Origin of the sequence: Caldicellulosiruptor sp. DIB 104C, from assembly GCF_028198085.1 — a bacterium.
Classification (GTDB): Bacteria; Bacillota; Thermoanaerobacteria; order Caldicellulosiruptorales; family Caldicellulosiruptoraceae; genus Caldicellulosiruptor; species Caldicellulosiruptor saccharolyticus.
Genome location: NZ_CP116337.1, coordinates 323901 through 338644, shown reverse-complemented (window position 1 = coordinate 338644; position 14744 = coordinate 323901). Strand labels below are relative to the sequence as shown.

Genomic DNA, 14744 nt, shown 5'->3' with positions numbered 1-14744 from the left:
TGTTCCAAGTTTAAACTGTGGCTTGTCAACAAATTGATGGCAAGGAAAGATATTGCCGTCAGGATCAACTGCAACATATTCAAACCCAGCACCACAGCCGCTTAGGCGTTTTGATACACACGGCCCACCAGCAAGGTCTATATTGAAATGGAAGAAGTTAAATCCTTCCCCTTTTAGTTTCGCACTTACATACTCTTGCGCCAAGATATCATACTCTTCTTTTATTCTCTCAACATGCTGTGGCAAAATAGCCCATGGACTTTTTACGTCTAAAACAACAGGTTCAACAGAAATCTCTTTTATGCCAAGACTATAAAGGTGCAAAACATCTTTTGAAAAGTCAAGGTTTTTGGAAGTAAATGTCCCTCTTACATAATAAGTTTTCCCATTTCGTTTTTGTATAAACTTCAAAATCTTTTGTGTAATTACATCATAAGTTCCGCTACCATGCCTGTCAATTCTCATAAAGTCGTTTACCTCGGGCCTTCCGTCATGGCTCAATACAACATTTTCCATATTTTCATTCAAGTATTCAATAATCTCATCATTAAGAGCGGTTGCATTTGTTGTCAGCGTAAAGGATATATGCTTATCATACTTCTTCTCTTCTTCTCTTGCATACTCAACAATCTTTTTGATGGTCTCAAAATTCAAAAGAGGCTCGCCGCCAAAAAAGTCAACCTCTAAATTCTTCCTTGAACCAGAGTTTTTGAGCAAAAAGTCAATTGCCTTTTTCCCAACATCAAAGCTCATAAGCTTTCTTTCCTGTTTGAAACTCCCGGTCGAAGCAAAACAGTACCTACATCTTAAATCACAGTCGTGCGAAACGTGAAGACAAAGAGCTTTTATAACAGGATTTCTTTTTTCAATGAGATTCAAATCCTTATACTCATCTTCAGTGAATAAAACCCCTTCTTCAATTAACTTCTCTACTTCATTTACTGCTTCTTCAATCTCATGCCTGTCAAAACCTAAACTATCATATACTCCCTCAAATGTATTGTTTTTGTCAAAGTACTTTATCACTTCAAATGCAACATCGTCCACAGTAAAGATTGAACCAGAGGCAACATCTAAAACAATGTTTAGGCCAAATTTTTTAAAAGCGTGAATCATCTTGAAAAGATTTTTCCTCCCATAAAAGATTAAATAGCAAGACCGGGCTGCCTCAAATCTTCAATTGACAGCCCATATTCCTTTATTTTCCAAAATTACTTTTTGTTTCTGCAAACTTGATTTCCAACTGTGCAAGATGTTTTGCAAGCCGACTGACAAGATGCCTGGCACTCGCCACATCCACCGCTTACAACTGTTTTGGAAAGAGCATTCTTTGCAATAACTTTAATATGCTTCATCTTCTTCTTATAACCTCCCTCATAAAATGGTTTTCTAAAAAAGAATTTTTAAAATAACACATAGTATTTTATCACAAAGTATTGAACAATACAATTTTACAAAAAAGAAAAAGAGACCATTCCCCTTAGCCTCTTTTTGCCTTTAAATAAAAATTCACTTAAATAAAAATTCACTTTACTTGCCAAAAGCCAACTTTACCCTCTGTTCTTCTTAATCTCTTCCAATATCTCTGGAGCTTTTCCGCTACATCCCAAAACATTTCTCAGTTTGTGCTTAACCATCTCTTTAATTGCCTCTCTGCCATCCTTGAGGTACTGTCTTGGGTCAAAGTGGTCAGGATGTTCTGCCAAATGTTTTCTTATTGCTGCTGTCATTGCAAGTCTTAAATCTGTGTCAATGTTAATCTTTCTCACACCAAGCTCAGCAGCCTTTCTTAGCATATCTTCTGGCACACCTTTTGCACCAGGGATATTACCACCGTACTTGTTGCACATCTCAACAAACTCTGGCAAAACTGTCGATGCACCATGAAGAACAATTGGAAAATCCTTTGGAAGCTTTTCTACTATTCTCTGAAGCCTTTCAAAGTCAAGTCTTGGTTCACCCTTGAACTTATATGCACCATGGCTTGTTCCAATTGCAACTGCCAATGAGTCAACACCTGTTCTTTCAACAAACTCTGCTGCTTGGTCAGGGTCTGTAAACATTGCCTCATGCTCTGCAACTTTTACATTGTCCTCAATGCCGGCAAGTTTTCCAAGCTCTGCCTCAACAACAACTCCTCGCTCATGCGCATATTCAACAACCTTTTTGGTAAGCGCAATGTTCTCTTCAAATGGGAGACGTGAACCGTCAATCATAACAGATGTAAATCCGCCATCGATGCACGCCTTGCAAATCTCGAAGTCCTCGCCATGGTCAAGGTGAAGTGCAATTGGCAAATCACCAGAGTCCTCTAAAGCTGCCTCTACAAGTTTTACAAGATAGACGTGTTTTGCGTATTTTCTTGCTCCTGCTGAGACCTGCAAAATCAGAGGTGCTTGTTCCTCCTTTGCTGCCTCAACAATCCCCTGGATAATCTCCATGTTGTTGACATTGAAGGCACCAATAGCATACTTCCCCTCAGCGGCCTTTTTAAACATCTCTTTGGTTGTTACAAGTGGCATTTTAACTTTACCTCCTCTTAAAGTTAATTACTCAATATTTTTCCCATGAAGCCTCAAGAACTCCAAAAAGTTCTCAAGGCTTTTGTTGACTATGAGCTCATGCGGAAACTCATACTCTTCAATAAGTTTTCTTGTGACATCACACCTTGCAATATCTGTCTTAAAATGCGCATCTGAGCCCATTGCAATGTAGACACCATACTTTTTGCAAAGCTTTAAAATCTCTATACAGTTTTCCCTGCTCTTTTCTCTTACATAAAACGACGCATTGTTTATTTCAATAGCCTTATTGTACTCCTTTGCAGCCCTAACAACTGCTTCTTTATCAATCTCATACAAGGGATTTCCTGGATGCCCAATACAGAGTATATTTGGATTTTTAATGGCACCTATCAATGCCCTGGTATGGTCCAAAATTGTCCCGGGTGGGATACAAACATCATGCAAGCTTGCAATTACAAAATCAAGCCTATTTAGGGCACTTTCTGGAAGGTCAACACTACCTTCATAGTCAATAATATTTGCTTCGCAACCTCTAAATACCATTATACCATCAATCTTTCTTGGCACAACAACTAAATTGTAAAAATATAAACTACTGCACGACCCTGGCATCTCAGGGCCGTGGTCAGTAATACAAATGCCTTTTAAACCTTTATTTTGGGCTTCAATGACCATTTCTTCTAAGGTATTGTAAGCATGGCCACTTGCGATTGTATGGCAGTGCGTCTCTACTTCTAAAAACATCTCTAATCAGCTCTCAGCTAAAAATTTTTTCAAAAGGCTTTTTTAGTCCTTTATCTCTGCAAGCTTGTTCTTTAAAATATCAATCTTTTTAACAGGAGTTGGATCGTTTTGATAAAGTGTTGCAAGATAGAGTGATACATAATCTCCAAGATAAATCAGTGAAAACATCCTTGCAAGTCTTGAATTTCCTATTGAATATATATCATTTACACCTGATACAATACCTTTTACTAAATCCTTTGTGATGTCCATTCTAATTGCATTTCTCTTGTGATCCTCAACATCATGAAGCATTACAATCTCAAAAAGCCCTAAGATGTGCTTTGGCGACTCTGTTCCAACTATCTCATTGTGGTTCAGTTCAGAAAAGACATTGAAATATGCAGGTGATTTTGAGTTCTCACATATCTGTCCTTTCCATCTCTCTGCAATAACCTCTGTTGTACCGCTAATTCCGTATATAATTGGTAGTTTATTCCAGAGTTTTAATGTAAGCCTTTTTGCCAAATTCTTTTCTTCTGGTACCTCTGGTTTGTACCTTTCTCTGAGATCGCTCAGAACTTTTATTGTCTCTTCAATCTGGTCATCGACAGGAGGAATAAGCCCAATTTTTACAAAAAGCATCAAAAGCGGGATAAACGAATATCCAAGCGCTGCTCGTGGTTGAAGCCCACCAGGAATTGTAATTACATAATATCCATCTTTTTCAGCCATCTCTTTTAGCTTTCCGCCTGTTGTGATAGCCACAATCTTTGCACCTTTTGCCTTTGCATCCTGGTAAGCAGAAAGTGTCTCTTCTGTATTTCCTGAATAGCTTGATGCAATCACAAGTGTCTTAGAGTCGACATATGCAGGCAGCACATAGTCTCTGTTAACAATTACAGGTACCTTGCACTGGTCTAAGACAAATACTCTTACGAGATTCCCGCCTATTGCAGAACCGCCAAGTCCAGTGATTACAACTTTATCTATATCCTCTGCCTTGATATCAACGCTGATATTTTTCCCTATCTCATAAGCCTTTTGAATCTGCTCAGGAAGATTATAAACCGCCTGAAACATACCGCTTGGGTCGTTTTGTGCAATCATCTCTAAGTTATCAAGCATAGCTCTTCATTTCTCCTTTCTTTAAATTTTCCTATTTCATAATATAATAATTTTTCAGTTTTTTCAACTTTAAAAGCCAAAACAAATGTGTTACAATATATAAAATATTCTCATTTGAACACCTCATCAACATCTATCAAAAGACCTTCAAATAAAGTGGTAGATATAATATTGCCTTTTTCATATATTATAGCTTTCCCAAACTTACCCTCACTTTCTTTTCTAAAAACAATTATTTTTTCTTCATCAGGGCTTACAATCCAGTACTCTTTAACACTATATCTTTCATAAATATTGTATTTGAGTACAAAATCAGCTGTCACACTCGACGGTGATAAAACCTCTATAACAAAATCAGGTGCACCTTTGCAATACCTTTTGCTATCTAACTTGCTCTTATCACAAACAACAAAAATGTCTGGCTGCAAAACTGTCTTGACATCAAGCTCTTCTTCCTCACCAAATAAAACATCAAAAGGTGCGATGTATACATTACAAGGCTTGTCCCTAAAAAACTGCCACAAAAGACCAAATAGGTTACCTACAACCCTCTGAAACGAACTAATATTGATATTCCCTATTGGTATTAACCCTCTCACCTCCACTCGGTCATGGTATACGTGAACGGTAATATGGAGCTTATCAAATAGCTGACGTGTTGCAATCTTGCCACCTCCGTGTATTGCAAAAGTCAATAATTCTTCCTGTTCTTGAACTTGTTTACCAGCTTCGCTAAAATCAATAGTAACTTTCTTTTCCTGTCTGGGAGTGGTAACAACTACCTCCCCTGTTTTATTGTCAATGGTTAGAGCAGTATCCCACATCATTTTTAATTCGCTTTGTAGTGCTTCGTACTCTACTTTCCAGTAACCGTTCTCAAGAGCCTGCTTGATGAAGTCTAAGTCCTTTTCGAGCTTCTGCAGGTGGCGAAGTTCATTCGTCTGGTGTTTATGCTGTTCACGAAGTTCAGCTATCTTCTTATCCAGCGTAGAAGCTTCCTTCTCGTATTCTGATACCGATATTCTTCCTTTGCGGAAGAGGTAGTTCAACCTTTCCTGCTCATCCTGCAATTCCTTCATCTGTTTTACTGAAGGCCCAACTATAAGCTCCAGTTCCCGTTTTCTTCGCTCCCAGCTTTCTAAGTGAGCCATAATCGCTTCTTTCATCTGCTCTGGTTTCTGCAAAGCTTCAAATACCTTCAGCACAACCTGTTGGTCAAGCCAGTCGGCAGGAATTCTTGGCGAATCGCATGTAGGACTCCCATCTCTGTGGTAGCGTTTAAGCCTGCCGTAACAGGAGTAAACTGCTGTTTTCCCGTGGTCATAGGTTCCTCTAAATTGCAACCCGCATATTCCACAGTGAATAATCCCAGTAAGCAAAGGCGTTTCGTGCTTTCTCTGCCAGAACTTTGCTCTGTTTCTTCTTTCTTGTGCTAACTGATAGGTGTACTCGTCTACGATGGGTGGGAATGGAATAACAATCCAGTCATCTTCAACCTTGTCTGGTTCGGCATTCTTACCATTCCTACCAAAGTAGTTTTTACCTATGTATGCCTGATGAGTAAGTATCTGTCTGACAGTAGCGTTTGACCAGTGTTTGACGTATTCACCTTTTTGACCTCTCTTACCTCTTACTCCTACCCGAACTCCACGGACAGCGGAAGGAGGAAGAACACCCATCTTCGTTAACTTATCAGCGATAGCTTCCATTCCCAGTGGCTTACCTGTCTCATCACCGTACACGTACCAGTGATAGATGAGCCTGACAATTCTCGCTTCTTCCTCGTTAATCTCGAACTCTCCGGTTAGTGGGTTTTTCCGGTAACCGTATAAGATGTGACCACCTGGGAACTGACCCATTCGTGCCTTCTGGTATTTTCCCATCTTCATCCTTTCGGTAATCATTTCTCTCTCGTGCTGTGCGAAAGCAGCGAGAATTGTGGTAAACATCTTTGATGTTGGGTCTTTAGTATTAACGAACGGTTCCTGTACACTGACAAAAGTGATACTGTTTTTCTCGAAGACATCTTCTAATAAGTATAAGGTATCTTTCGGACTTCGACTTAACCTATCAAGCTTCCACGATACAACAGTGTCAAAAGAGCGCAGGGGAATATCCGCAATCAATTGTTGAAGTGCAGGTCTGTCTAGTGAACTTGCACTGTAGCCATCATCTCGATAAATTTTGATTAATTCCCATCTCATTGCCTTACAGTAATTACTGATAGATTCTGCTTGAGCCTCAAGAGAATAACCGTGTTGCGCTTGTTCTTCCGTACTTACTCTAATGTAACCTACAGCTTTAGTCACAATGGGACACCTTCTTCCACAGCTTGCCCTCTAATTCTGGCTTTGTGCTGGAGCATATTGAAAATAGCCAACCCAGCGCAGTAGAGGGCAACGTCTTCCCGTCTGATGAACCAGCGGTCAATCCCGTCATCACCTCGTTTCTTGATACCCGGCAGTTTCTTATCCCGAAGGAGATTGGCGACCGCAATGGGCGATATTCCGAGGATTTCAGCCGTTTCATTGGTAGTAAGTAGCTCGTTCACCAGATTTCACCTCCTATGTTATTATTATAGGATGTATGCTAGCAACTTAAAAGATGGCTTCCAAAAAATCTCACAAGTTTCGACACGCCCAGCTTAGGCAATAGCTACTCTTACCGGCTGAACATTTAATGAATTACTCGTTTGCGGAACCCTCCCCCAAGTACCTCGTGAACATTTTCTATGGCTACGAAAGCGCTATCGTCAATTTCTCGGATAATAGATTTTAGTTTAGCCAATTCTAGGCGAGAAACAATGCAATAAAGAATCTCTTATCTTAGGCTACTCCAGCAGAGCTATCAAGTGCTCTTTATCTTCCTGGTAGGTCAGGATAAATAAGATATCTCCCTCCTGGATCTCCGTGTCACCCCTGGGAGGTACTATATCGTCATGTCTTACAATGGCAGTAACCAGCGTGGTCTTTGGTAGAGGGATATGCTCCAAACGCTTACCGATCAAAGAAGACCCTTTTTCCACTTCAAACTCCAACAACTCGCATTTGGTATTTTCCGTGGAGATTAACTCCAGGGAATGGGGAGAAGTCTTTTTGGTTCCAGCAAATAACTTAAGCTTGTGGGCTAAAATGTCGAGGGATGCCCCCTGGATTAAGGCTGTTAGTAAAACGATGAAGAACACGACGTTAAAAAAATAGTTGCTGTGGTCGACTCCTGCAACGTAGGGGTAAGTGGCCAGTACAATGGGGACTGCGCCCCTTATACCTCCCCAACAGAGGAATAATTTTTCCTTGAGGTTGTAATCCCAGAACAGTGTCGTTAAAAAGACCGCTGTCGGCCGTGCCACTAGCATTAGCAGCAGAGCAATAAACACCCCCTCCTTGATAAAGGCGGGAAGTTGCGAAGGAAAGACCAGCAGCCCCAGCATTAGAAAGAGAATGATGTTGCAGAAAGTGGAGGTGCCTTCTAGGAAGCGGGCTATTCCCTGCTTGTAGACGAACTTGCTGTTCCCCAGCAAATAACCAGCTATGAATACAGCGAGGAAGCCGTTGGCTTTGATTATCTCCGCTACTCCGAAGCTCAAATAGCAGAAACCGAGACTCAAAACATAGTAATAACCACCCGATTCAAGGCGGGCCCGGTTAAAGAGATAGGGTCCAAGCTTACCGAACAAGTACCCCACACCAATTCCGGCCACAATCTGCCACATTAAGTGAGCGATAAAGGGAAAAAGGTTGAAATTTGTATTCTTCATATAGTCGAGCAGAGCTATGGTCAGGATAATGGCCATTGGATCGTTGGAGGCAGATTCGGCTTTCAGGGTGGTGGCCAGTTTGGGCTGAATGCTCTTATTGCGAAAAATAGAAAAAACTGCTGCAGCATCGGTGGAAGAAACGATGGCCCCTACCAGTAGGGAGGCCTCGAGGCTGAGCCCAACGATGTAGTGGGTGGCCAGTCCTAGAGTTACAGCGGTAATAAAGACACCTACCGTCGCCAAGGTAAAAGCTGGTTTGAAGGACGACTGTAATTCCTCTCTTTTGGTATTAAAGCCACCTTCAAAAAGGATAATAATGAGGGCTACATTGGCTATCCGCTGGGCTAGTAAAGGGTCATCAAAATATATTAGGTTAAGGCCATCGCTCCCGAAAAGCATTCCCAAGCCCAAAAAAATCACTAAACCGGGAACGCCGAATCGAGAGATCAGTTTGGTCGAAAAAGTGGCCAGAAGTAACAAAATAGATAATAACAGGATCAACTATCTTCCCTCTCTTTCCATAAAAACCAAACTAAAACACCTAGTGTTCCAAAATACGTCTCCACACCCTTCTAATAGGGAAGAGCAGCTACACCTTTGTCAAAACGATAAACCAGCAACTACTTAGCTTCTTTATCGATATAAATTGGTATTTTCAATGTGTCTAGCGCCTTGATAAAGTGAGGGTCGGTAATGTTGTTAAGTTTCAAAACCTGTTTGGCATACCATTCATAATTCATTCTGAAATGCTCATTCATAAAGTACGGGTTGATAATGTCAACCAACGTATCTCCTGATTGAATGGTTATCTCCCGTACCTCTTTTAGCTCCCATACATCATTAGGTCGCTCTGAGATGTTGATACCTTCAGGTATGACTACTTCTTTAGGGAAATATTCTTCGGGTGGTATTACCTTATATCCGTCCTTAACGATATACCAAACACCGGTAGTTTTGTTAGTATACCGTCCAGTTTGTTCATCATAAATGTATCCTTCAACTACTTCCTGAACCTGATTATTTTTTGCTGGCTGTTTTGTTATCTCAGGCTTGGAAAAAATCAAGTATCCACTGGCAACAACGGCAACTATCACTACCGGGATAACAAATTTATACCAACTTTTCATCATCTACTTTCTCCTTCCCGAATTCTTCTCCGCTTGGAAGCAGGTCCACCTCTCTAAGGTACTTTATCGCAGCCCACCGGACAAGGGCAGCCAGACTACGGTCGGTCATCAACGCTGCCTTCTTAACGGCTTCGTATTCGTTTTCGGTAAAGGTAACGCTTACTAATTTAGTACGTGGTTCCGCTTTCTTAGGAGCCATGTAACCCACCTCAATCAACTTGATGTATTCTGATAGAAATTATATCAAAGTCTATCACGAAAGTCAACTACGGAAAGTAAATCGAGGTGGGTTGGGCTACTTATAGATAAAGCTGATACTTTAATGCACCAGAATTCTTCCAACGGTTGTAGTGACAGACGTAATTGCCACCGTAAGTAGCTGCTGTCTTTTCTGTAGCCTGTTTGGTAGAGGGGTTAACGAAACCCACCCGGCAGCGGGAAAGCTCTCTACTGTAGAGAGGGCAGGTCTTGCAGGTACGTATTTTCGTCATGGTATCACCTCCCAAGAAAGTTGCTAATAACCGTAGGAGTATAAAAATATTGATGAAAAAAGTTCCGTAGGGCATAGAGTCGTATAATTGGTTTGCAAGAGAGAAAAACCAGAAGGCGCCACGCTTTTCTTTACGCAACGCCTTCCTTTTTGGCTTTTTCTTGTTCAGGTTCCGGTTCTTTCTTTTCCGCTTTACGCTTGAGATAGTATCGCTGGATTTCCTGTTCTACTTCGGCAATCTTTTTTGAGTACCAGTCAACCCGTAGCCTTTGTTCCAGCATCTTCAGTTCTGCCAGTTCGTCGCCAGCTTCAAACTTCTTGCGGTAAACTTCCTCCTGCCTGATAGCGTACTGGAGGTTAGCACGGAAAGCATCTCTTTTTGACCGTAATGCTTGCAATTCCGGTGGGGTATTACCTGCTGGGATTACTAAAGACTGCCTGGGTTCAACCGGCTCGCTCTTGGTTCTTGGTGCCACGGTAATCACCTCCCCTCGTTATGTAGGAGTCGTTTCAGTCGGTTCAGGACAGTGCCTACGTCCTCTCCGGAGTGGATAAGCTGGCTGTGAATGCAGGAAAGCTCATAAACGAGAGAAGCTGGAGCCTCTTTCACGAGCATCTCCAGCTTCTTTGCAGCTACCACAGAACAGGTATCTGTAGGTAGGGTTTGTTGGTGTTCCAGACATCGGATGATGTCACGTACTCTTTTGAGTGTTTCTCGTTTGGTCATAGAATCATCTCCTTTCCTTGTTGGAAAATTTTAACATTTTATGATTATATTATAGTATAGGTCAGTCATGAATAAAAGAGGGGAACCAGATTTTTTGTCGGATAATGTCGAAAACTTTACAAGAAAAAAGAGCCTGTTTTTAAGGCTCACCGTCAGAAAACAATACCGGATAAGGAAGAGGAGGTTACTTACGAGGACGGAATTCCATCAATTTAGCTTCGATACGCTGCTGAGCTTTACGGTTTTTCAGCCAACGGATACTTGAATGGTAGCATAAACCGGAGCGGTAAGAATAGTAAAAATGGAAGAACGAGGTATGTTTTTATCCACCCACTTCAAAATGTCTTCCAGAAGGAAGCTATAGTCTTCCTGTTCTGATGGGTCACTCCAGTTACTGTATAAGAATCTTGCCTTCGTAGGTGTAATGTCAACACAGGCAAGCCATCCGTGACGCTTGCTAATTCTTTCCAGAGCCTTCATCTCGGATGGGAGAAATTTTAGTCCGGTGGATGAGAGGTCAAGGGTAACTTCGCAGTAGTTGTGTTCCGTCTGGAAATCTACAATAATCATTGGAAGACTGTTTTTGTAACATACTTGCTTGTATGTTTCAAACCTTTGATAAGAGGTAGAGTCGCAGTCGCTTATTTTAAGAACAGGGTAGGGCATAGTAATCACCTCCACAAATTCTATGTTGTACGCTCAGGCGGTTTCTTTGAGTAGTTACACTCATAGGCGTCTCTCATATCTTCGGCTGTTTCATAAAACACCCACCGCTTTGATGGACTGTGCAGAGGCTCGGCCATCTCACTGATGTGCACTACTGAAATATTAGAGGGAGCTCCCATTAGAAAATCGTAGTACTGAATGACGTAATATCCGTCACCAAGATAACTAAGAACATGCCCTTGGCGGTCAACTGTATAACAATCTTCGTCAAGGATATGGAACCACTTTCCTTCAAGACTCTTCCACTTCTCCATCCAACGTTTGAGTGCTTCTTCAGCTTTCTTGCGTTGAACATCATTACTCGTCAAGCTCATTTAATCAATCACCTACCATTTACTGTTAATGATTAAATTATAAATGGCTTGACAGGAACTTTATAGGGAGGAACTTTTTTACTTCGGAAGAGGTGGAAGTAGCAGCATTTCAGAAGAGCTTATTGTTAGCTTTGCTAGCTTAGGGCTAGCACCCGCTAGCTCGAAGCTAACAACGGCAAATATACTATTTGCAAGTATTTTACGATTCGCGCCTAGCTATATTAGGTTTTTGGGTATATCTCTATATATAGTTTTTATAAACACCTCTCTTAAAAAATTCCATATAAAGAGATATGCTAAAAAAGCTAAAAAAGCTAGCAAAAACGCTGCAAACTATTGATTTTATTGGATTTTCGATTGCTAGCTTCGTGCTAGCTTAGCTAGCTTCGATGCTAGCTAAGCTAGGTGTGAGAACCAACAGAAAAGCCCAGCCAAGCATTATCGCTTAGCTGAGCTTAAACGAGAGAACGTTTTTAGCAGGTATAATAGGTAGTGTTCTGGTCTCTTCGGTGAACTCGAATTCCAGTAACTTCTGCTACCAGCTCCTCCTGCTCCCGAATGTAACCAGCGAGTTCCTGCGGATTATGGAAGGGATAAGGTATGGTGCTTGGGCCATTGGAGTTAGCGAGTACCCAATCAGTAATTTCTCTAAGCTGGAAGATAGGTTTCTTTTGTCCTGCTTCTACTTCCTGCCTTCTTCGTACTGCAAATTCTCTCAGCACCATCAATGCGTTATCGGCTTGGTATTGTGTTTCCCGTATCACCTGTGGCAGCTTATCAACCACTGATTCCATTGTGGAAAGTAGCTGCCTGCTTTCATCAAGAGCTTCTGCCATAAGCAGCAACGCTCTCTCAAAGCCTTCAAGACGTATACTCTTACGTCGGTAGGCTTCAAATTTCGTGTCCACAAGCTGGAAGAAACGTTGAGCGGCAACGAGCATATCGGAGAGCAAGGCTTCTCTTCCCGGCGTATCATAAAGAACCTTCCACTCCCAGTCATCTACTTTTTGTCCTTCCGGTATCTTTTTGAATCGAAAAACCAACGACCTCTCCATCAAATCTGAAGCGTGGATAGGTAAACGGGTAGCAGTAATAGCGAAAGTGCAGTCTGTCTTAATTGTCACATCCGTGTTAGAGTAGAGCGGACGATATTGGATTTTCTTAAGCGTAACCGCCCTTGCGATTTCCTCTTCAAACTGTTCCCGGTAATTTCTCAGGCTACCTGGTCTGACGTTATCAAAAACGTAAATCCCACGAGCACTGGCAAGGAAAGTTCGCAACTCTTGAATATCCCTTGGAGTGACTCCGACGCCTATCTCTCCAACAAGAACTCCTGTCCGAACATAGTAAAAACGAGATTTACCTGAACCAGCTTCACCAATAGCCATTTCAACTGGCAACTCCAATCCTCTCCAGTCCCGGAAAAGAGGGGAGAGGTAACAAAGGACTTCAAGCAGTGCTCTTTGTTCTTCGTCCGTAAAAATAGAATGATTGTCAAGATTGAGAGTGTTCACTACCTGACGCCATAACCGTTTTGGTCGTGATGGCAGGTTTTGGAAGTCTATCTTAACCGGCTTAACAATTCCTTTCTTAAACAGCACTCCGTCAACGCCATTATCCTCCAAAGTGATAGCATCTTTAGTTACCTTTGCAACTGCCGAATCGCTAAGCTGAACGTATAAGGCATCCGTTGATACTTTTGGTGGTTCGCTTACGTATGAGACCCTGCGAGTCCTCACACGAGGGCAGCCCTGTATGAAAGCTGTTGACAGACGATTTATGACTTCTCTATCAGCGGTTCCAATACCGTATTTAGCTGTGATTAACTCCGCAAACTCTCCAACCCGGAAAGCATTCGCATTTTCAGTCCAGTCTACTTCGTAAAGAAGTTTATCTTTCCCGTCAAAATAGTAGAATTTTCTGTTATCCGCTTCATCACGATAACGTCGTCCTTCATAATCAAGGTCGGCTACTATTGCCGTAGCTGCCATTTCGTAATCGTCCCGGTTTAGACCTCGTTTTCTTAGGTGCCTTTGCAACCAGCTTCGCAGTTGCGGTTGTATCGGAAAACGAGCCTGTTTAGCCAATTCCCAAAAATCATCAGCGGTGTGAGTCAGCAAGAAGTCATCCAGTCCAATCTTTTCTCCTTCCTTTTCCGGATGAGGTAGAATTACCTGTTTTACATCAGCACCACGTTTGAACAACCAGAAGGCGAAATCAAAGGCTGCTTGCTGAACTTGCTCTTTGACTGGAAAGCCACTTGCTGAATCGCTGTCAAAGACGATGTATACTGTCCGCTGTCTCCAGTCAAACTCAAGAAGTTCTGGAGCCACATTTTCTTCCAGCAACTGGATAGCATCAGCATCCTTTATCGTAAAAGTGATAAAGCCTCTTTTGCTTTCTTCAATTTCGTTAGGCTTAATTCTGTACTTACCGTGCTTGACATTATTAACACCGCCAAGAGCAATAGCGGGAATGCCTTCCTGTACTGCTTTAGCAGCCTTTTTTCGCCCTCCACTATAACAAGCGGTTTAGATGTATCTTTGGCTATCTTCCATATTTCCGGTAGTACATAAACGTGAACTCCAGTATCCTTTGGTTGAGCGTATTTAATCTGTTTTCCTTCTGAATTGACCGGCGGTTGATGGTAGCGAATACGGAAGAAGGGTATTTCTTCTTTCTCACCAGTAACAAGCCGGTCATAAATGGCACTTCCATCTTTGTTGAGGTAAGGAATAACGTAACCTGTGCTTTGCGGGAATGGAGTCAAGTTCCTTTCAACGTCTGTGGCATCCCTAACGTTCATCTTCTTAATGGTTTCTTCATTTAGTCCGCTTCGTTTCAGGTCTTCCATTGATAGTGGTGAAAGTAGCTGCAGCAAGTTATCCTGAACGTTACATTCCAACGCCCTCGCTGTGTTCATTTTGACCAGCCTCCTTCTTCAATGTCTCTCGTTTAATGTAGTTAATGCGGTCTCCTAACTCTCGCATCGCTCTCACGTATTCAAATAGGTTGACGGTCAGGTTTTTATCACCCTCAAACTTCGTCCGCAAGTCCCGAAGGGTGGAGAAGTCAGCATCTGGGTAAAGGAATATCGCCCTTCTTGCCTTAAAGTATGGAATTTTGATTTCTGGTTCATAACCGTTTAACATTAAGTAAGCAGCGAAGTGCAAGTCCTTTGTATAGAAGGGCTCTCGTTGCATAGTTATCGAACCTCCTTAAATTAA

17 protein-coding genes and 1 pseudogene are annotated in these 14744 nt (G+C 41.8%); all 18 read right to left on the bottom strand.

All coding sequences use genetic code 11. From position 1 onward, the window contains the following. Positions 1-1116, bottom strand: a 1116-nt coding sequence (gene scfB / locus PGC14_RS01490) for a thioether cross-link-forming SCIFF peptide maturase (RefSeq protein WP_271629347.1), incomplete at its 3' end; no start/stop codon positions are given. Positions 1117-1211: 95 nt separating this feature from the next. After that, positions 1212-1355, bottom strand: coding sequence for a six-cysteine ranthipeptide SCIFF (scfA, locus tag PGC14_RS01485; RefSeq protein WP_083931403.1), 144 nt, complete (start codon positions 1353-1355; stop codon positions 1212-1214). Positions 1356-1550: 195 nt separating this feature from the next. Then, positions 1551-2522 (bottom strand): class II fructose-1,6-bisphosphate aldolase, encoded by a 972-nt coding sequence (fba, locus tag PGC14_RS01480; RefSeq protein ID WP_039763468.1) that lies wholly within the window; start codon positions 2520-2522, stop codon positions 1551-1553. Positions 2523-2549: 27 nt separating this feature from the next. Further along, complete coding sequence (locus PGC14_RS01475) at positions 2550-3269, bottom strand: phosphatase (RefSeq protein WP_039763470.1); 720 nt, start codon at positions 3267-3269, stop codon at positions 2550-2552. A gap of 42 nt (positions 3270-3311) precedes the next feature. Beyond that, positions 3312-4376, bottom strand: a complete 1065-nt coding sequence (locus PGC14_RS01470) for a bifunctional phosphoglucose/phosphomannose isomerase (protein ID WP_039763472.1) — start codon at positions 4374-4376, stop codon at positions 3312-3314. Positions 4377-4486: 110 nt separating this feature from the next. Continuing rightward, entirely contained in the window at positions 4487-6685 is a 2199-nt protein-coding gene (locus PGC14_RS01465; RefSeq protein WP_271629346.1) for a recombinase family protein, read from the bottom strand. Then, entirely contained in the window at positions 6682-6927 is a 246-nt protein-coding gene (locus tag PGC14_RS01460; RefSeq protein ID WP_022587841.1) for a helix-turn-helix domain-containing protein, read from the bottom strand. Before PGC14_RS01460 ends, PGC14_RS01465 begins: the two co-directional genes overlap by 4 nt. A 125-nt stretch (positions 6928-7052) precedes the next feature. After that, positions 7053-7196, bottom strand: a pseudogene (locus PGC14_RS13445) (YitT family protein); the annotation flags it as partial. Between the two features lie 10 nt (positions 7197-7206). Beyond that, positions 7207-8634: a potassium/proton antiporter gene (locus tag PGC14_RS01450; RefSeq protein ID WP_271629345.1), complete on the bottom strand. Its 1428-nt coding sequence runs from the start codon at positions 8632-8634 to the stop codon at positions 7207-7209. Positions 8635-8753: 119 nt separating this feature from the next. Further along, a complete protein-coding gene (locus tag PGC14_RS01445) occupies positions 8754-9260 on the bottom strand; it encodes an OCRE domain-containing protein (protein ID WP_271629344.1) in 507 nt (168 codons plus the stop codon). After that, complete coding sequence (locus tag PGC14_RS01440) at positions 9244-9459, bottom strand: hypothetical protein (protein WP_271629343.1); 216 nt, start codon at positions 9457-9459, stop codon at positions 9244-9246. Before PGC14_RS01440 ends, PGC14_RS01445 begins: the two co-directional genes overlap by 17 nt. 422 nt (positions 9460-9881) lie before the next feature. After that, on the bottom strand, positions 9882-10226 hold the full coding sequence (locus PGC14_RS01435) for a hypothetical protein (RefSeq protein ID WP_271629342.1): 345 nt from the start codon (positions 10224-10226) through the stop codon (positions 9882-9884). A 5-nt stretch (positions 10227-10231) separates the two neighbouring features. Next, on the bottom strand, positions 10232-10477 hold the full coding sequence (locus PGC14_RS01430) for a hypothetical protein (protein WP_026486637.1): 246 nt from the start codon (positions 10475-10477) through the stop codon (positions 10232-10234). Positions 10478-10723: 246 nt separating this feature from the next. Continuing rightward, entirely contained in the window at positions 10724-11143 is a 420-nt protein-coding gene (locus PGC14_RS01425; RefSeq protein ID WP_026486638.1) for a hypothetical protein, read from the bottom strand. Positions 11144-11163: 20 nt separating this feature from the next. Beyond that, positions 11164-11517, bottom strand: a complete 354-nt coding sequence (locus tag PGC14_RS01420) for a hypothetical protein (RefSeq protein WP_026486639.1) — start codon at positions 11515-11517, stop codon at positions 11164-11166. Positions 11518-11990: 473 nt separating this feature from the next. Further along, entirely contained in the window at positions 11991-13985 is a 1995-nt protein-coding gene (locus PGC14_RS01415) for a DUF3854 domain-containing protein (protein WP_271629849.1), read from the bottom strand. Beyond that, a complete protein-coding gene (locus PGC14_RS01410) occupies positions 13886-14440 on the bottom strand; it encodes a hypothetical protein (RefSeq protein WP_271629341.1) in 555 nt (184 codons plus the stop codon). Before PGC14_RS01410 ends, PGC14_RS01415 begins: the two co-directional genes overlap by 100 nt. Beyond that, positions 14412-14720 (bottom strand): hypothetical protein, encoded by a 309-nt coding sequence (locus PGC14_RS01405; protein WP_022587831.1) that lies wholly within the window; start codon positions 14718-14720, stop codon positions 14412-14414. The genes PGC14_RS01410 and PGC14_RS01405 overlap by 29 nt, the downstream gene beginning before the upstream one ends. Positions 14721-14744: the final 24 nt, after the last annotated feature.